Origin of the sequence: Acetobacter fallax (assembly GCF_011516735.1) — a bacterium.
In the GTDB taxonomy this organism is placed as follows: domain Bacteria; phylum Pseudomonadota; class Alphaproteobacteria; order Acetobacterales; family Acetobacteraceae; genus Acetobacter; species Acetobacter fallax.
In genome coordinates this window covers 1-18720 of sequence record NZ_WOSX01000052.1, presented here as the reverse complement: position 1 = coordinate 18720, position 18720 = coordinate 1, and the positions used below count along the sequence as shown (strand labels likewise).

Annotated in this window: 13 protein-coding genes and 1 pseudogene; 8 read left to right on the top strand and 6 right to left on the bottom strand. The window is 55.0% G+C overall.

The annotated features are described in order from the left end of the window. The 8 genes and pseudogenes from GOB85_RS16430 to GOB85_RS16395 all read left to right on the top strand — a co-directional run. Positions 1 to 97, top strand: a pseudogene (locus GOB85_RS16430) (IS5/IS1182 family transposase); the annotation flags it as partial. After that, a complete protein-coding gene (locus GOB85_RS16425) occupies positions 54 to 2357 on the top strand; it encodes a TonB-dependent receptor (protein ID WP_338421783.1) in 2304 nt (767 codons plus the stop codon). The pseudogene GOB85_RS16430 and the gene GOB85_RS16425, both read left to right, overlap by 44 nt. A 914-nt stretch (positions 2358 to 3271) precedes the next feature. Continuing rightward, complete coding sequence (locus GOB85_RS16420; RefSeq protein WP_173578576.1) at positions 3272 to 5365, top strand: glycosyltransferase N-terminal domain-containing protein; 2094 nt, start codon at positions 3272 to 3274, stop codon at positions 5363 to 5365. A gap of 12 nt (positions 5366 to 5377) precedes the next feature. Then, on the top strand, positions 5378 to 6388 hold the full coding sequence (gene lpxK / locus GOB85_RS16415; RefSeq protein WP_173578575.1) for a tetraacyldisaccharide 4'-kinase: 1011 nt from the start codon (positions 5378 to 5380) through the stop codon (positions 6386 to 6388). 50 nt (positions 6389 to 6438) lie between these two features. Continuing rightward, positions 6439 to 7347, top strand: a complete 909-nt coding sequence (locus GOB85_RS16410; RefSeq protein ID WP_173578579.1) for a lysophospholipid acyltransferase family protein — start codon at positions 6439 to 6441, stop codon at positions 7345 to 7347. Between the two features lie 274 nt (positions 7348 to 7621). Beyond that, positions 7622 to 7975 carry a hypothetical protein gene (locus tag GOB85_RS16405; RefSeq protein WP_173578574.1) on the top strand — a complete coding sequence of 118 codons (354 nt, stop codon included), beginning with the start codon at positions 7622 to 7624 and terminating at the stop codon, positions 7973 to 7975. A 464-nt stretch (positions 7976 to 8439) separates the two neighbouring features. Further along, positions 8440 to 9225: an MgtC/SapB family protein gene (locus tag GOB85_RS16400; protein WP_173578573.1), complete on the top strand. Its 786-nt coding sequence runs from the start codon at positions 8440 to 8442 to the stop codon at positions 9223 to 9225. Between the two features lie 142 nt (positions 9226 to 9367). Further along, positions 9368 to 10738, top strand: coding sequence for a PQQ-dependent sugar dehydrogenase (locus GOB85_RS16395; protein ID WP_173578572.1), 1371 nt, complete (start codon positions 9368 to 9370; stop codon positions 10736 to 10738). Here GOB85_RS16395 and ggt read toward each other — a convergent pair. From ggt to GOB85_RS16365, 6 genes are all read right to left on the bottom strand, one after another. Continuing rightward, positions 10708 to 12450 carry a gamma-glutamyltransferase gene (ggt, locus tag GOB85_RS16390; RefSeq protein WP_173578578.1) on the bottom strand — a complete coding sequence of 581 codons (1743 nt, stop codon included), beginning with the start codon at positions 12448 to 12450 and terminating at the stop codon, positions 10708 to 10710. The two genes, GOB85_RS16395 and ggt, sit on opposite strands and share 31 nt — an antisense overlap. A gap of 428 nt (positions 12451 to 12878) precedes the next feature. Continuing rightward, entirely contained in the window at positions 12879 to 14270 is a 1392-nt protein-coding gene (locus GOB85_RS16385) for an NAD-dependent succinate-semialdehyde dehydrogenase (RefSeq protein ID WP_173578571.1), read from the bottom strand. A gap of 64 nt (positions 14271 to 14334) precedes the next feature. Beyond that, positions 14335 to 15363: an alcohol dehydrogenase AdhP gene (gene adhP, locus GOB85_RS16380; RefSeq protein WP_173578570.1), complete on the bottom strand. Its 1029-nt coding sequence runs from the start codon at positions 15361 to 15363 to the stop codon at positions 14335 to 14337. 75 nt (positions 15364 to 15438) lie between these two features. Beyond that, positions 15439 to 16866, bottom strand: coding sequence for an NAD(P)(+) transhydrogenase (Re/Si-specific) subunit beta (locus GOB85_RS16375; protein WP_173578569.1), 1428 nt, complete (start codon positions 16864 to 16866; stop codon positions 15439 to 15441). Beyond that, on the bottom strand, positions 16863 to 17195 hold the full coding sequence (locus GOB85_RS16370) for an NAD(P) transhydrogenase subunit alpha (protein ID WP_173578568.1): 333 nt from the start codon (positions 17193 to 17195) through the stop codon (positions 16863 to 16865). Before GOB85_RS16370 ends, GOB85_RS16375 begins: the two co-directional genes overlap by 4 nt. Positions 17196 to 17200: 5 nt before the next feature. Continuing rightward, positions 17201 to 18373, bottom strand: coding sequence for an NAD(P) transhydrogenase subunit alpha (locus GOB85_RS16365; protein WP_173578567.1), 1173 nt, complete (start codon positions 18371 to 18373; stop codon positions 17201 to 17203). Positions 18374 to 18720 lie beyond the last annotated feature (347 nt).

The window sequence follows — 18720 nt, the reverse complement described above, 5'->3', positions numbered from 1 at the left end:
GAAGGATGTCGAGACAACAATCTCGTCATCCTGCGCATGGTTGATGATTGCCCATATCCGCAGAGTTCTGCGAAAAATCAATCAAACCGCTTTCTGATTCAGGCTCTGAGACATCTCCCGCTACTCCCGCGCAGGGCAATGTCACTGTCGCCCGACCGCTCAATGCCAGTAAAAACACGACATTCGTCAGTCCGCAGTCGAATGAGGAACATCTCACTGTCCACGGGCAGGGAATGAACATCCTGCATGAAGATCTTGGCTTCAGCCGTATGCCGCAGGACGTCATGCATACAGCCCAGACCGTCAACGTTGTGCCGAAACTGCTGATGGAACAGCAGAACGTCAAATCCCTCGATGAAGCGCTGCGCAATGTGCCCGGTATCACGGCGTCGGTCGGTGAAGGCGAGGGCGGCATGTCCGGCGATCAGTTTCTGATCCGTGGTTTTCAGGCGCAGAACGACATCTACGAAGACGGTCTGCGTGATTTTGGTGTCTATAACAGGGACAGTTTTGATTACGACCATGTCTCGGTTATTAAAGGCCCATCTTCAGAAGTTTTTGGAAACGGCACGACCGGCGGCGCGATCAATAATGTTACCAAGACGCCTCATCTCGGAAACAGCTATGGTGGCCAGTTTTCAGGGGGATCGGGTCAGTATTACCGGGGCACGCTGGATGTAAATCAGCAAATTGGCGAGTCCACTGCCATCCGGATTGTCGGGATGGGTAACGAAAACAATGTTGTCGGTCGCGACAATATCTATTCCCATCGCTGGGGGATTGCACCGTCCATTGCTTTCGGGCTCGGTAAACCGACGACTCTGACGATCGAGTATTTCCATCAGACGGATAATCGTATTCCTGATTACGGCGTGCCATTGCTGACAAAGCCAGGGACATCTATTGCTCGTCCTGCAACAGAGTTCGGTGTTAACCGCAACAACTGGTATGGCACGAATTACGATCAGGACGCTTCGAATGTTGACATGCTCACGGCGCATCTGAAGCATCAGCTGAACAGCAATATTTCGTTTTACGATGATCTGAGAGAGGGGATGTATGAGCGGTATTTTTCTGCATCTCAGGCAGGTTGCAATGCAACCTGCAATACGGAATATTTTACTGATCCTGCCGCCGCGCTTATTGACCGGCGTGGCCATCTTGGCGGCCCTGAACCTTACCAGCAAAATGACTGGTCAGTGCAGAATGTTTTTTCAACAATCGCGAAGTTTAATACCGGTTCTGTCAAACATCAGATTATCGCAGGCTGGGATGTCGAGCACATTTATGATCGGCGGACAAACTACGCTTACAACTTCAATGGGGTAACGACGAAAGCAGACACGACAAGTCTGGTGAACCCTTCGCATGTTCAGCCCGGGCTGCTCCTGGGCGGGCTTGGGGATTACAGTAGCAATCTCGTCAACATCAGCGGGGTTGGTAATGCGCTGTACAAGACAGGATCAGCCACAGATGTCGGCGCTTTTTTCTCTGATCAGGTGTGGTTCACGCCGTGGTTTTCGGCAACGGCCGGTTTTCGCTGGGATAACTGGAACAGTCACTATTCGGCTAACGGAGGAGCTGTTGCACAGGGTGTCTCCTATGGTCAGAATCAGGGCACATTCAACCCTACTGTTCATCTGATGTATACGCCCAACGACAACGTCATGGTCTATTTCAACTGGTCGCAATCGACGACCCCTATGGGCCTTTATGTCACCAACAGCTCTGAACCCCTGAAATCCAGTACGCAGGGTTTTAAGCCAGAGCGCAGCAGTCTTTATGAAATCGGCACCAAGTATAATGCTTTTCATGGGCGTATGGGATTTACGGTTTCTGCGTTTCGCCTCGAAAAGGGCAATGCTTTGCAGACCGACCCCAGTACCGGGGATGTGACATCATCGAGCGATCGTCAGCGAAATCAGGGCTTCGAACTGAGTGCATCCGGTGAAATTCTGAAAAACTGGAACGTTATCGCGACCTATGCCTATTATGATGCTACGACGATTGCTTCGCTGACTGCTGCGAATGTCGGTAAGCGTATTCAGTATGCGCCTAAGAATTCAGCGACATTCTGGACAACATATTCGATTGCGCCGGCGACACCATGGAATCTGACCTTTGGTGGAGGTCTGACCTGGCGTAACGGGGTGTGGCTGGATGCTGCCAACACGGAGCGTGTGCCGTCCATGGTGGAGTGGGATGCGATGATTTCGCACAGTTTTCTCAAGCACTGGAAAGTGGCTATGAATGGCTACAATCTTTCCAACAGGCTTAATTACAGCAGCCTGTTCAGTGATCGTGTGACTCCGTCAGTGGGCCGGTCGTTCCTGTTCAATATCTCGGCAAGTTACTGATTTCCGGTTTAACGCGATTGCCAGTCAGGGTGATGCCGGTTCAGACAGAGTAATCTGAACCGGCATCACCCCGGGGTTTTTCCACCGGCCGTCGTTTGCGTCTGGCCGGATGGCGTTGACCCGTCGCTCTTTCTGCGATGGGTAGCAATCACCGTGCCGTCCGGAGCAATATCAAGTGAAGGCGTGCTCACCGAAGGCTGAGAGGCATCCCGATGCCAGAGACTATGACCGGCCGGTTGAGTGCAGCCTGAAATCATCAGGGTCAGAATAAAGGCCGCAGAAGGCCGCCCCAGCCAGAAACAACATGATTGGTCCGGCAATCTGCTGCCTGAAAAATGGTTTTCTAAAACGCCTGGTTTCGTTGTGGTGTGATTCGTCGACGTCATCTCCAAATCTCCTTCTGGCTCGGATGCGAGGACGCAACGCAGCATGTGACAGTCGGATTTGATGATGCAGTTCGAGTGTTGCAATCAATGAGGCCGGTTCAGTGCTTCATGCATCAGGGGCATGGCCGGATACGACGGGCAGGAATCGAATAATACGCAATCACATAATGATTTTGAAAAATTATAAACATCTGTATTTGTATCCTGAATAAGCTGATGAATATTTGTTATAAATCTCGTCGTGGAATGACGAGTGCAGCGGGATCAGTCGTGTCGGATTTTCAGTTTCTTTCGTATTCTTATAATAGTATGTTTTATAAACAGGTCTCTTAATACTCACGGGGCTTCCTTCCGAATTCATGACGACTGGCAATGACGGGCGGATAGATTTCTGTCGTGGTATATTGCGCGATCAGCGACTCATGGCCTCCGTTTCAACCGGAGCTTTTCGGTATGGCGGCACACGTGCTAACCGCGCGGTATGTCTGCCAGATTACTGTCTTCCCATTTTAGTCCTGAGATTCGGCGGTGACCGTACCCAACGTCATACGTGACCGGATACGGTCGGCGATATGCGGCGCGCTCCGCGGATGGCTGGGGTTTTCGCTACAGACAACACGATGGCAGCTTGAGTTATCTCCTGAAACACGGGACCTGCTGCTGAGAGAGCGGGGTGATGGCAGGCAGGTGGGGTTTCTGGTTGCCTTCTGGCATGAGGAACTGGCGCTTTCCCCGCCTCTCTGGTGGTGGACAGAACCACGTAACCCCTCCATGCGGCTGCATGTGCTGGTCAGCCGGAACCGGGATGGCCAGCTTATGGCCGACGTTGTGGCACCCTGGCGGTTTCTGGCAATTCACGGGTCTTCCGATAGCAAAGGAAAAAATAAGGGCGGCGCGGCTGCACTGCGACGCATCCGGACCCTGCTTCGCGAGGGCCACGTGGTCGCCGTTATGCCGGACGGACCGAAAGGACCTCGCCGACAGGTGCAGCAGGGCGTGCTGGCACTGGCTGAGCGGGCAGGAGTTCCCGTCATTCCTCTTGGCGTCATGTGCCGCTCTTTCTGTGTAGGATCGTGGGACAGGATGGCTCTGCCCCTTCCGTTCGGACGAGGACGAATCGTCTGTGGTGCGCCTGTCCGCATTATGAGAGGCGAACATGAGGAAGCCCGGAAGACACTGACAGCAGCGCTCAATGCCGCCTCACTGGCTGCGGCAAAACCTGTCGCAGGCCATGTCGAGTACCTTCGGCCCATGCCGGCGAGCGCCGTAACCGAGGGAGTGGTTATGGCGCCGAAAATGCGTGGTCGGGCACAAAACGCCGGAAGAAGCCAGCTCTGGGCGGCCCTGGCAACACTCATGGCTCCTGGCCTGACAGTCATGCTCCGCGTGCGATTGCGGCGCGGAAAGGAAATCCGGGAACGCCTGAGGGAGCGAATGGGGTTGGCGCCAGTATCCCGCCCCTCCGGTCCGCTCGTCTGGCTGCACGCGGCCAGCGTGGGCGAGACTGTCTCAGTCGTGCCGCTTATCAGGGCGTGCCTGGAGGGTCAGCCTTCGCTGAAGGTGCTGGTAACGACCGGAACTGTCACAGCCGCGCGCACGCTGGACAGAGAACTTTCCCTGGAGATGACTGCGGGCCATGTTCTTCATCAGTTCGTCCCACTTGATGTCCCCCGTTGGATAAAGCGGTTTCTGGCACAATGGCAGCCAGCATGTCTGGTGCTCACGGAAAGCGAATTCTGGCCAAATATGATCGCTGCCTGCGGGGCGGCAGGTATTCCGGTGGCTGTTGTCAACGGACGCATTTCGCCACGAGCCCTGGCCGGATGGCGCCGGGCGCCATCTGTGGCAAAGCGGGTCATGGGCGGACTCGCATGGGTAGCGGCAAGGTCTCAGGAAGACGCAGCACGCTTCCGTGCTCTCGGAGCATCGCAGGTGTTCTGTGACGGAGATCTGAAGATGGCAGCCGCACCGCTCACGTCGGATCCGGCGTTACTGAGCCGGACCAGGGAGGTACTGGCGGGACGCCCGGTCTGGGTCGCGGCATCCACACATACAGGAGAGGAAGAGGCCGTCTTCGCTGCGGCCGCGCTATTGCGGGCGCGCATTCCTGATCTTCTGACAATCGTTGCACCACGTCACCCTGATCGGGGGGGGGACGTAGCGCGCCTCGCGGTGAAGGCGGGGCTCGCGAACAATTCTGTCCCGCGCCGATCCGGGGGAGCCTGGCCTGCATCCGATGATTCTGTCTGGATCATCGATACACTCGGTGAGCTGGGAATGTTGTTCCGGCTCACGCGTGTGGTGTTTATGGGAAATAGTCTGTTTCCGAAGCCAGGAGCATCAAAAGGTGGTGGTCACAATCCTTTTGAGCCCGCGAGATCTGGCTGCGCAATCGCGACCGGACCCCAAACCGGAAATTTTGAAGAAGCCTTCACAGCTCTGGGCGATGCCGTGACAGTCGTACACACAGCGGCTGAGCTTGCCGCCTGGGCAGGAACGATGCTGGCGGATCCGGCTCTGGCCAGAGCAATCGGTGAGGCCGGATGTGCCGTGGCCACGCGGGACACTGCATTGCCCGGACGGCTGGCCGGGTTGATCCAGGCGATGGTGTACAATGACTGATGAGACAGAGTTTTGAGACCTCCTGCTTTCTGGGCCGAAAAACCAGGCCTTCTGGCGGCTCTGCTTCAGCCAGCCGCGTGGATCGTCGCCCATGTGGCCGCGCGGCGGCGGGCGACAAAGGGCTGGCGAGCGCCGGTGCCGGTTCTGTGCTGCGGCAATCTGACTGTGGGTGGGACAGGTAAGACCACAATGGTTCTCGATCTTGCTCAACGGCTTCAGACACGGGGCTTCGCAGTCCATATTCTGACCCGTGGGTATGGCGGACAAGCGGGTCAGGATGGCAGGCCGGTTCTGGTGGATGAGTGCCGTCACTCCGTGCGGGATGTGGGAGACGAAGCTCTGTTGCTGGCCCGTGCTGCACCATGCTGGGTGGGACGGGACCGTGTCGCATCGGCCCGTGCTGCGGTCGATGCCGGAGCAGATTGCCTTCTGATGGATGACGGATTCCAGAACCCGGGCCTGCATAAGGATGTATCCCTTTTGCTGGTCGATGGTGTTGCAGGCTTCGGGAATGAGTGCGTCATGCCTGCCGGCCCGCTGCGTGAAGGTTTCAAAGCAGGATTGCTGGCAGCAGATATGGTGGTGGTGACCGGAGAAGACAAAGTTGATGTCCCGGCACTGATCGCCGGAAGCCTGCGAGCAAATGTGCCGATTTTACAAGCCGGACTGTTAATGGATTCCTCTGTGGAAACGCTGAGGGGACAACGGCTGATCGCCTTTGCCGGACTGGCAAGGCCGGATAAATTTTTTGAATCGCTCCGGGCATGTGGGGTGATGCCGGTTCATTGTGAGGCATTTCCGGATCATCATATGTTCCGCCTCGCAGAACTGGAGCGAATGGCGCGACTGGCGGCGGAGATGAAAGCTGAACTGGTGACCACTCCCAAGGATGCCATCCGGTTGCCGGATAAATTTCGCCAGAGAGTGAAGGTTGTGGGAGTCAGTATAGGATGGACTGGCCCTTCAGCACCTGAATGCATTCTGGACAGGATGTTCGGATTGAAATGCGGCGAACCAGCGTGAAGGACGGGGTGACAAGGGACGGAGCAGAGGCAAATCAGGTGACGCTGGCAATGCGGGCCGAGGCAATGCTCGCTCGCTCTGCTCTCGCGGTACTGCGCCGACTGGGGCCTGTAAGAGCGTCAGATTTTGGCGGAGCAGTGTGCAGGATGATCGGGCCGCTTCTGCCGGTATCAAAAGTGGCGGATACGAACCTTCGGCTGGTAATGCCGGAGCTTGATGCGGTCGCACGCCGCCGGATTGTCCGGGGCGTGTGGGAGAATCTTGGTCGCACGGTCGGAGAGTTTCCGCATATCTCCACTCTGCGTGAAAACACGAGCGCGGGTCCGGGCTTTGAAGTCGAGGGTGCCTGTCATCTCACTGCACAGGCTGAACGGGGTGGCCCGGTGCTGTTTGTCTCAGGGCATATCGGTAATTGGGAAATGCTTCCGCCAGGCGTTGCAAAGTATGGCGCAGGCTTTGCTTCATTTTACCGGGCCGCAGGAAATCCTCTGATCGACCGGATGATCCGTGCTCTGCGCAATGAGGCGACGGACAAGCCGCTGCCTCTGTTCGCTAAAGGTACGAGGGGTGCGCGGGAGGCGCTTGTCTGGGTCGCAAAGGGAAACCGTCTGGGCATGCTGGTTGATCAGAAGATGAATGACGGCATCGTATCGCGCTTCTTCGGTCACCCGGCGATGACAGCCCCTGCTCTGGCAGCGATGGCTTTGCGGTTCCGATGTCCGGTGATCCCGGGCTATGTGCAGCGACTGGGGCCGGCCCGGCTGCGGATCGTAGTGGAACAGCCGCTGGAATTGCCAGAGAGCGGTGATCGTCAGGTTGACGTGGCGACGCTGACGCAAATGATCAATGACAGGCTGGAGAGCTGGATCAGGGCCCGGCCTGAAAGCTGGCTATGGTTGCACCGGAGATGGCCAAAGGACGTGATGAGGGAAGTGGAGCGCTCCCGGAAGCCTAGGTGAATGGCATATGAGACTCGGGAAAATTGCTCATTTCGATAGCGGTTTGAGGTGATGACTCAGCGAGTGGTAAGGTATGATTAATAATTGGGCATATATTTTGTGCATATCTTCTTCGGGATGCCCATCTAAGCATCATTGATGCAACGTTCTGTTGTTTTTGCGTCACAGTTCGTCAGGTGGTCTTTTCCCGCGAACGGACGGGTGCAGAATTCCGTTGGCGTGCGAGACTCGATGGCAATACCGTCTGCTGGTCCGATATAACTGGAGAACAGGGATGATGCAGGCCGATACCGCAGGTTATACCTCAAACGTCATTCCTTTCCGTCTGAGCGTTTTGCCACGTCATCGCGAATATCTTGCGCGCTGGCTGAGCGCCGGGCTCTGTATGGGTTTGTGCGACGCGGATATCTTTATCGATGATGAGGTAGGTTCTTGTGATGCAGAGCAGATTCTGATCTGGGTGCGGGAAAGCGCTGACCCGGCTTACATCATTCGTCCGATTGGCTCCTGCTGGATGGTGGTGGATGCGATTCGCGGCAATATGCTGAGTCAGCAGACATCATTCGAACTCGCCCTGAATTTTGTCCGCCCCGTTCTGCCGTTGCGTGGAAATGTTGCTGCAGCCTGAATGGTTTGCCCGGTCTGTTCACAGGCGGATGTGTGTCTCACGAATTGTTCGAAGCAACAATTTCATCACTACGATACGATCAGGTGCTTCGGACGCCAGTTCAGTCAATCAGAGCCTGAATCTGAGGTAAATAGCTGTAACTGTAGCCTTGTGTGAGAATATTCTATTCTCCTGGCCTGCCTGAAAGGCAAGATCAGCCTTATTGGGAATGACAATTGTCAACCTCATCAGGTTTAGAAAAATCAATGATGATTTCAGGGAGAAGGTCCCTGAATTGCGGCAATAACAACTCAATTTCCTGAATCCCGAACCCGGCAAAGTTCAGCGGACTGATATCGTCACAGAATGTCTGCATCAGCCTGAATTGTTTGTGTGGTCTGTTGCGAATAGCGGCCTATGGTCGCGTTTTTCCATTTTATTTATGAATAAGGAGAAAGCCTGACAACGATGGAGTCTCTGGCCGAATGCACGTCACAACATTTCCTGGAGAAGGCTGGCAGCAACTTGGTGACCTGACGCTTGCTTTCGTTCTCTCAGGTCTGGTCGGGCTTGAGCGTGAGTTTCGCCAGAAAAGTGCAGGTTTGCGAACCTATACCCTGGTGGGCATGTCGGCGGCATTGTTCATGTTGATCTCGAAATTTGGGTTCAATGATGTGCTTGCCAGCGGTCAGGTTGTGCTCGACCCGTCCCGCGTGGCCGCACAGGTCGTATCTGGTATAGGGTTCATCGGCGGTGGCGTCATTTTTATGCGGCGTGACGTAGTCCGGGGCCTGACGACCGCTGCCTCTGTCTGGTTTACGGCCGCACTCGGCATGGCTTGTGGCGCAGGGCTGCTCGAACTCGCCGTTGCGACAACAGCCGCACATTTCCTCATTATGTTTGTATTTCCGCGCCTCACGCGAAATATCCCGCAACAGCGTCGAACCGCCGCGCAGATTGCAGTCTCTTATATCGACGGAAAAGGTGTGCTCAGGCGTATCCTCGTGGAATGTACCCGTCTGCGTTTCGCCATCGATCACGTCAGCATCAACCGCAATGGATTTTATGAAGAGGCGCTCGAAACTGCGCAGGATCGTGCTGATCTGGAAGGCACAGCCGGGCCACTCGACCACCCTCACCAGAAATCTTTGCCCAATGTCACGCTTTCGATGCAGGTGAAGGGGAAGCGTCCCGTTTCACATCTTATCGCTGCGCTGGCCACACTTGAGGGTGTGCAGGATATAGGGATGGCGGAGGATGACGAAGATTGATGCCCTCACGCGTATAGATCATTGCGACTTATCCAATCTCACTCTGATAATCTGGTTCCGGTCCTGAAATTTCCGAATTGTCAGGAACTCATGACATGGCTGCGGCATTGAAACAGATCACGCGAAGGCAGGAGAGTTGGCAATGGTCCGCAGGCGGTCCCTTTATATTCCGGGAGCGACAGGTGCTCTTGTTATCGCTGGCCTGGTAGTCTGGTGGAATTTTGTCGCGCGACCAGAATATGCCTCTTTGCCGGTTTCTGAAGGAACAGGAGGCAGGCCGGTTCTGCTTCCTCCGAACAAAACGTTGATGCCGACCATTAACATTGCGACCCCGATTGGCTGGAAAGACGGCCTGAAACCGCATCCGGCCCCCGGGCTTACTGTCAGCGCCTATGCAGCAGGCCTTGATCATCCTCGCTGGCTTTACCGTTTGCCAAATGGTGACATCCTGGTTGCGGAATCAAATTCACCGGGGAACGACGTGCCGACTTTCAGGAACCGCATCGCAGGTTTCATTATGGGCAGGGCCGGTGCGGGCGTGAAAAGTCCTGATCGTATTCGCCTGCTTCGTGACACAAAAGGGCAGGGCGCAGCAGATTTGAAAACAATCTTTCTCGATCATCTTCATTCACCAATAGGCATGACGCTGATTGGCAACGATTTGTATGTCGCCAATGCCGATGCACTCATGCGGTTTCCTTATCACGATGGTGACACGACGATCACGGACCCGGGCGTGAAAGTCGTGGATTTACCTTCGGGCTACAACCATCACTGGACGAAAAATATTCTTGCAAGTCCGGATGGGCAGTCGCTCTACATTACCGTTGGCTCTAACAGCAATGTTGCGGAAAACGGAATGAAAGCAGAGGACGGGCGCGCCAGGATTAATCGTCTTGATCTGACATCCGGAAAAATGGAGCCCTATGCCACGGGACTGCGTAACCCAAACGGACTTGCCTGGGAGCCCGAAACGGGCGCGCTCTGGGTTGCAGTTAATGAACGTGATGAAATTGGTAGTGACCTCGTGCCTGATTATATTACCGCTGTTCGTCAGGGGGCTTTTTACGGGTGGCCTTACAGTTACTATGGACAGCATGTTGATCAGCGCGTCCAGCCGCAGAACCCGGCATTGGTTGCGAGTGCCATTGCTCCGGATTATGCGATTGGCCCCCATACTGCATCACTAGGCATAATTTTTGGGGAGAATTGCAGGGCGCTTCCTGAAAAATGGCAGAGCGGTCTGTTTATCGCTCAGCATGGATCATGGAACCGGCGGCCTAAAAGCGGTTACAAAGTAATCTATGTTCCCTTCGTGAACGGTCGTCCGTCCGGGCCGCCAGAGGATGTTCTGACAGGTTTCCTGACATCGGATGAAGCCCACGCACATGGTCGCCCGGTTGGCCTTGCAGCGGACCGCGATGGCGCGCTTCTTGTGGCTGATGATGTCGGAAACACTGTCTGGCGCGTCACCGGTGCAACTTATTCTCCGACAGCACTTCCTCCCGAATGACGGCGGTCAAATCCGCCATAGTACTTTCCGTCTGACTTGCCCCCTAACCTTGGCCCCCCAGCCAGAACGCCTTCCGCTGACCCCCATGGCTGGTGGACACTAAACTGATATCCTTCAGCTTCCAGTGTCTCGATAACATCCGTCTTCAACGCACCCGGTTCGATTTCCACAATGTCTGGCTGCCACTGCTCATGGATACGGGGCATGTCGATGGCATTCTGGATAGTCATGCCGTAATCAACCACCCCCAGAATGGCTGCCAGCGTGATCGTCGGAATGCGCGATCCTCCAGGGCTGCCGATTGCCATGACCGCTTTGCCATCTTTAGAAAGAATGGTTGGCGACATTGAAGAAAGAGGGGTCTTTCCTGGCGCAATGGCATTCGCCTTGCTGCCGACAATTCCGAACATGTTCGGAACGCCCGGTGCAGATGAGAAATCGTCCATTTCGTCATTGAGGAAGAAACCTGTCGAGCCACCAACTACTTTCGCACCGAACCAGCCATTCAGCGTATAGGTGACCGCAACGGCATAACCTGATCGGTCCATGATCGAATAATGTGTTGTCTCTTGTTTCTCAGGTTCAGCCCTGCCGGGTGTGAGCATCGCTGATGGCACGGCTTTATCGGCCGGAATGCCACTTCTGACCTGCGCCGCATAGGCGGGATCAATCAGGTGCGCGACGGGATTTTTTACGAAATCAGGATCACCGAGATCACGGCGGTCAGAGTATGTGTGACGCATCGCCTCGATTTCCTGATGCGCCGCGACAGTGCTGTAAAGTCCCTCTGTTCTCAGGTCGTAACCTGAAAGAATATCCAGAATTTCGCATAATGCGACACCCCCGCCACTTGGTGGAGGAGCGGTGTCGATCCGGTAGCCGCGGTAATTGCATGTCACCGGACTCAACACGCGGGGCTTATAGGCTTCGAAATCAGCGCGCTGAAGAATCCCTCCTCCTTTCTGGCTGGCTCGCACGATCTCATCGGCAATGGGGCCATGATAGAAGACGTCGGGGCCATGATCGGCAATGAGTTGAAGTGTCTTTGCCAGATCAGTCTGAACGAAGTGGTCTCCAACCCTGAATGGCGTTCCGTCGGGACGCAAAAAAATTTTCGCGGCGTAAGGATCTTCTGCAAATTCCTTGATCGAGGTGTTGAGTAGCCAGACGTCGTTTTCTGCCAGCACGTAACCGTTGCGTGCCAGAGCAATCGCTGGTGCCATCACCCTGGCACGCGGCATTGACCCCCATTTCCGCAGAACGAGGTCCAGTCCGGCAACTGTGCCGGGAACAGCTACCGCTTTCCATCCTGTAACTGACAATTCAGGAATTACGCCTCCCTGCTCATTTCTGTACATGCTCTCCGTAGCAGCCTTCGGTGCGTGCTCACGGAAATCAACGAAAATGGCCTGGCCATCCGGCGTGCGTAATGTCATGAAGCCACCGCCGCCGATATTGCCTGCCGCCGGATAAACAACAGCGAGCGCATACCCGACAGCAACAGCCGCATCGATTGCGTTGCCGCCTTGCCGGAGGATTTCAGCTCCAATTTCGGACGCAAGATGCTGGGCAGAAACTACCATGCCATGTTCGCCAACTGCCGGCGGAATCGATGGCAAGGTGAGTCGGGCGTCCCCGAAATTCAGGGCATCCCCCCCTGGTGCAGCAATGGCAGGCGCAATGGTCCCGCAAAGCATTGTTCCTGCAGTCATTGTGACGCAGAAATGGAATAATCGTGTCCATGTGCTGATGACACTTAGAAACCCGTCAGACATATGCAGTTCGACCCTTTTCACGATGCGGCTCTGTGTAAAGTGCAGTGTCTGGCAAATACAGGTGGTCTGCAAGTATCCTCAGATTGAAACCTGGCGTGTAATTTCCCCGCTCATCGGAACAAAAAACAGATCAGAGTGAGGATAACTTTATTCTCGCTCCATGCGCAGATGAATCCTTTCAGATTTACATGGGCCTCGTATTCCATAATCCATGCAGGAGACAGCCAGATTTTCATATTGGTGACCGAAATGTGGTCACAAAAAAACCGGAGCCGGCTTTCCTGCAGAATAATCCACTGGATGCCGGAACTCCGGTTTCCTGAAGCCGGGGAGGAGAACTAACCTGCCCGATAACTACATGCTGATCAGAATGGCGCGTCGATATCGACGACATCAATCAGTTTGGCATTGACGAATTCCTTGATACCAAGGCCGATCAGTTCACGCCCATAACCGGAGCGCAGTACGCCTCCAAACGGCAGATCAGCCTTCACCATCGTGGGATGGTTGATATAGACCATGCCAGTCTCAATTTTTTGTGCGACCCGTTCGCCACGAGCTTCATCTTTCGTGAACACCGAACCACCGAGACCATATGGCGAGTCATTGGCGATGGCGATCGCGTCGGCTTCATCTCTGGCCCGGAACAGAAGTGTCACCGGACCGAAAAACTCTTCCCGACGTGCCGGGTTATCATGGCCCGCATCCGTCAGAATAACCGGACGGAAGAACGCACCCGTGTTCGGCATGGCCAGTGGAATTTCTTCCGCCTTCGCACCGGCTTTCACAGCACCCTCAACCTGTTTCTTCAGATCGTCGGCTGCCTTTTGTGAGGACAGGGGCGCCAGTGTTGTCGACGGATCCACAGGGTCGCCCATTTTCAGTTGTGCCACACCCTCACGATAACGTTTGACAAACTCATCATACACCGCATCAACCACGATCATCCGTTTGGCCGAAACGCAGACCTGTCCGGCGTTCCAGTGACGACCGAACACCGCCCATTTTACGGTCTTCTCAAGGTCAGCATCTTCCAGAACAATGAACGCATCAGCGCCACCAAGCTCCATCGTCGTCTTCTTTAGGGCTGCACCTGCGCCGGCTGCGATTTTTGCGCCTGCACCTTCGGACCCCGTCAGGGCTACCCCGCGTACACGGTGATCGGCAACAATACGTGCCACCTGGTCATGGGACGGATAAAGATTACGAAAACCACCCTTCGGCAGTCCGGCCTCAATCATCAGATCGTCCATCGCCTGAGCCGACTGCGGCACATTGGATGCGTGCTTCAGGATTACCGTGTTGCCTGCGGACAATTGTGGCGCAATAATGCGCGCGACCTGATAATGCGGAAAATTCCAGGGCTCGACAGCCAGCAAAATGCCAAGTGGCTGGAAAATAATCTTCGCGCGCCCCTCATCCTTATTTGCGACCGGTAAATCCTGTGACTGCAGAAGGCTCTCGGCATTCTTCGCATAATACTCAAAAATTGCTGCCGTGAGCTCCACTTCAGCACGTGATTCGGAGATGAGTTTACCCATCTCCAGCGTCATAATCTTTGCGTATTTGTCCACGTCGCGACGTAGAATATCCGCTGCATTCTGCATAACCTTCGCGCGCTCAGCAAAGGACGTTTCCCGCCATGACAGGAAGGTTTCATGCGCGGCATCAAGCGCGGCATCAATCTCAGCGTCCGTTGAATTCGGGAACACTTTGATCTGCTCGTTGGTAAACGGGTTAACCGTTGCGTAGGCCATGGCCTAACTCCTTTTGCTGCTGCGGGCGGTCAGCGAGAGTTGCGCCCGGGAGGGCGCCCTCGGATCAGGTTCTGAAATCCAGAACAACACGTCCCTCGACGCGCCCATGTTCCAGATCATCGAAAATCTGATTGATGTTCTCCAGCTTGTCCGGCTTCACAACCGACCGCACTTTTCCTTCTGAGAAAAAGGACAGCGCCTCAATCATATCGAGCCGCGTGCCCACAATTGATCCGCGGACTGTCGTCCCCGCCATGACCATGTCGAAAATCGACACCGGGAATTCTCCGGGGGGTAGTCCGTTGAGAACAATCGTTCCACCCCTGCGTGCATAGCCCATTGCCTGGGAAAAGGCGATACGCGAAACCGCCGTCACCAGCGCTCCATGCGCGCCCCCCACTTCCTTTTGAACAAAGGCTGCGGGGTCGGTTTCCTTTGCGTTGACAGTCAGAGCGGCCCCAAGTTTCTTTGCTTCTGCGAGTTTGGCGTCGTCGATGTCGACCGCAATCATGTTGAGCCCCATAGCAACGCCATACTGGATTGCCATCTGCCCCAGGCCTCCAACGCCCGAAACAGCCACCCAGTTCCCTGCGCGTGTGTCAGTCATCTTAAGGCCCTTGTACACCGTCAGTCCGGCACACAATACCGGAGAAACATGAAGCGGATCCATGCCCGGCGGAATGTGTGCCACATAATTGGGATCGGCGACCACATACTCAGCAAAGCAGCCATTGACCGTGTAGCCCGTGTCTTCCTGCTTCTCGCAAAGCGTTTCCCATCCACCCAGGCAATGCTCGCAATGTCCGCAGGCCGAATACAGATAGGGTACGCCGACAACGTCGCCTTCTTTGATCCAGCTTACATTGCTGCCAACCTGCACAACGTGGCCGACGCCTTCATGTCCAGGAATAAAAGGAGGTTTCGGCTTAACCGGCCAGTCTCCTCGTGCTGCATGCAGATCGGTATGACACACGCCGCAGGTGTCAACCTTCACCAGAATCTGATTCTGACTGATCGTGGGAATATCGAGTTCCTCGATCGTCAATGGCTTGCCGAATTCGCGGACAACTGCCGCTTTCATCTTACCTGTCATTTTATCTCTCCTGTCTGAAGACCCGGAACTGTTTTTCTTACGGTGAAATGTACAGATTTCATCGTTTGCAGAGAATTAGTTCGTGCCAAGACTTTTTAGAGTTTCAACCATTTTGCTCAGTACTGCCTGGGCGTCACCGAAGACCATTGAGGTGTTTTTCGCGAAGAACAGCGGATTCTGCACGCCGGAATACCCTGTGCCCTGACCACGCTTGATAACGAATACCTGTTTCGCCTGATCCGCATTCAGGATCGGCATCCCGTAGATTGGCGAACTCTTGTCCGTGCGTGCTGACGGGTTGACCACATCGTTCGCACCAATCACAAGCGCGACATCGGTTGTGGCAAAACTGTCGTTAATATCGTCCATGTCATAGATCATGTCATAAGGCACGCCCGCCTCAGCCAGCAGAACATTCATATGACCTGGCATACGTCCTGCGACCGGATGGATCGCAAACTTCACATCCACGCCCGAAGCCTGAAGCATTTTTACAAACTCATAGAGTTTCTGCTGCGCCTGAGCGACAGCCAGCCCATAGCCAGGAATGATGATGACACTTGATGCATAGCGCATCGTTGTCGCCGCATCGCCTGGATCGACCGACTTCATTTCGCCATGTGGTCCCGCTGCGGCCTGGGCCGATGTGGCTCCGAAATTGCTGAACAGCACATTTGACAGTGAGCGGTTCATTGCCTTCGCCATCAGAAGCGTCAGCAGTGTGCCCGCTGCTCCGACGACCATGCCGGCGATCATCAGCGCCGGGTTGGACATGACGTAGCCCTCAAGTCCTACCGCAAGGCCTGTAAACGTGTTGTAGAGCGAAATCACGACCGGCATGTCCGCGCCACCGATCGGCGCCGTCATGCATATCCCGAACAGCAGGGCTCCGGCAAAGAACAGCAGTGCAAACAGGTCTCCGCCGGGTGTACCCTGAACCTGCGTTACGACAGTCATGAGGCCAAGCGCCAGCGTTACGATGAAAACGATACCGTTGAACACCTTCTGCCCGCTAAAGCGGATGGGGTTTGGCATCCGGCCGTCCAGCTTTGCCCAGGCGATGAGCGAACCCGTCAGTGATATGCAGCCGATCAGCGCGCCCGTCACCGTCACGCCGAGATGCAGGGGGGTGCCGCCATCGTGTTTCATCAGCGCAATAGCCGCCACAGCGGCAGCAGAGCCACCGCCCATGCCATTATACAGCGCCACCATTTGCGGCATTGCCGTCATTTCTACGGTCCGGCCTCTCCAGCCAGCCCAGAGACCGCCCAGTGCGAGGGCCAGAACTGCGAGACCCAGATTAACCGGCAGGTGCGGCAAAACGTCTTCCGGAACTTCGAATGCCTGAAGGAAGCAGACCGCAACAACGAACGCCATGCCCCAGCCGGCGGTGACAATGCCTTTTACGGCTGTCACAGGCGAAGACATTCCCTTGAGGCCATATATGAAAAGTGCCGACACGAGCAGCCCGCTCAGGCCGACGATATATTCGATTGCAGTCATGATGCTGTCTTCTTGTCAGTGGCGGCCTGAGCGGGCTTTTTTGTGCTCGGCCGGAACATCGCCAGCATCCGGTCGGTTACAACGTAACCGCCCATTACATTGCCTGCGCCGAGCAGAACACCGAGAAAACCAACAACCTGTTCCATGACATTCGTCGCGGAGAACAGCGCCGTCAGCGCACCCACCACGACGATACCATGAATAAAATTCGAGCCCGACATCAGCGGCGTATGCAGGATCGATGGCACGCGGCTGATGACCACATAGCCGGTGAATGCTGCCAGCATAAAAATATAAAGCGCGATAATGAATGTCATGGATGTAAGCATTCTGACTATCCTTTCGCGGTGGGAGACGGAATGGCGGAAGCAGCAACGGCAGCAGGTCCCTCAATCACCTGGCGCACAGCTTCGCTGGTAATTTTTCCATCATGTGTCACAAGTGTTTTCGCGACGACCTCGTCTGTCATATCGAGTGTCAGTTTGCCGTCTTTGATGATCTGCTGCAGCAAATTGAGAATATTCTTCGAGTAAAGCTCACTTGCCTGTTCAGCGAGACAGGAGGGCAGATTGACGGGGCCGACAATTGTCGCCGGTCCCACCTGCACAGTTTCCCCGGCCTTTGTACCTTCGCAGTTGCCACCGCCTTCTGCGCCAAGATCGACGATCACCGACCCTGGTTTCATTTTCGCAATCTGTTCTGCATCGATCAGGCGGGGTGCCTTGCGTCCCGGAACAGCCGCTGTTGTCACGATGAGATCGGATCGCGCAATGTGGTCACTCAGCACTGCACGCACTTTTGCTTTCTCATCGGCTGTCAACTCGCGTGCATAACCACCCTGACCGGTCGCATCCACGCCGGTTTCAACGAATTTCGAACCCAGTGAATGGGCCTCGTCACGGGTCTCCGGTCGAACGTCATAGCCTTCGGTCACAGCTCCGAGACGGTGCGCCGTCGCCAGCGCCTGCAAGCCTGCGACACCCAGTCCCATAATCAGCACCTGGGCTGCGCGTAGTGAGCCGACGGCCGTTGTCATCATAGGCAGGATTTTGGGCATGTGTACAGCACCGAGCAGCACGGAGTAATATCCTGCCAGCGTTGCCTGACTGGATAATGCGTCCATCGCCTGCGCGCGACTGATGCGCGGGATCTGTTCCATGGCAAACCCCGTGATCTTCCCGTCACGAAGAGCTCTCACCAGAGCAGTATTATTTCTGCCATAAACAAAGGAAATCAGGATTGCTCCCGGTTTCATTGCCTGCACGATTTCCACAGAAGGCGGTTCGACAGCCAGCAAGATATTTGCCGAGCTCAGAAGCATTTTTTTATCAGCTTCAATCGATACATCTTTGTAAGCGGAATCGGGATATGAGGATGCAATGCCTGCCCCTGCCTCAAGTGCAACATCACACCCCAGACGCTTTATGCGGACCGCGACATCCGGGACAAGTGCCACCCGCCGCTCATTCGCACCATTCTCTCTGATCGCTGCAATTTTCAGATTCATGATCAGTTCCTACGCTGTCTTGAATGTTCCGATCCGATGCAGTCTGTCCGGCTGTGCTGACAAATGGGACAGGTCTTTGGACACCGATACCCCGAAACAATCTGAGTTCGTTAGCAGTAAAACGACAAATTTTCTTTGACGTGTGTCAATGGACGTTAAAAAATAAATAAACTGAAAACATGTTTGGAAATCAACGAAAATCACGACGAAGCTTTCATGTTACGGAGAGATTTCTATAAGTGTCTGACCGAAAATGAGTTGAGTGATTTCAGCGGGTTATGATTCATGGGTTTGCGATAACCTGATGAGATCAAGATGGCCTGGACTGAAATCACCCGAGCGCAGTA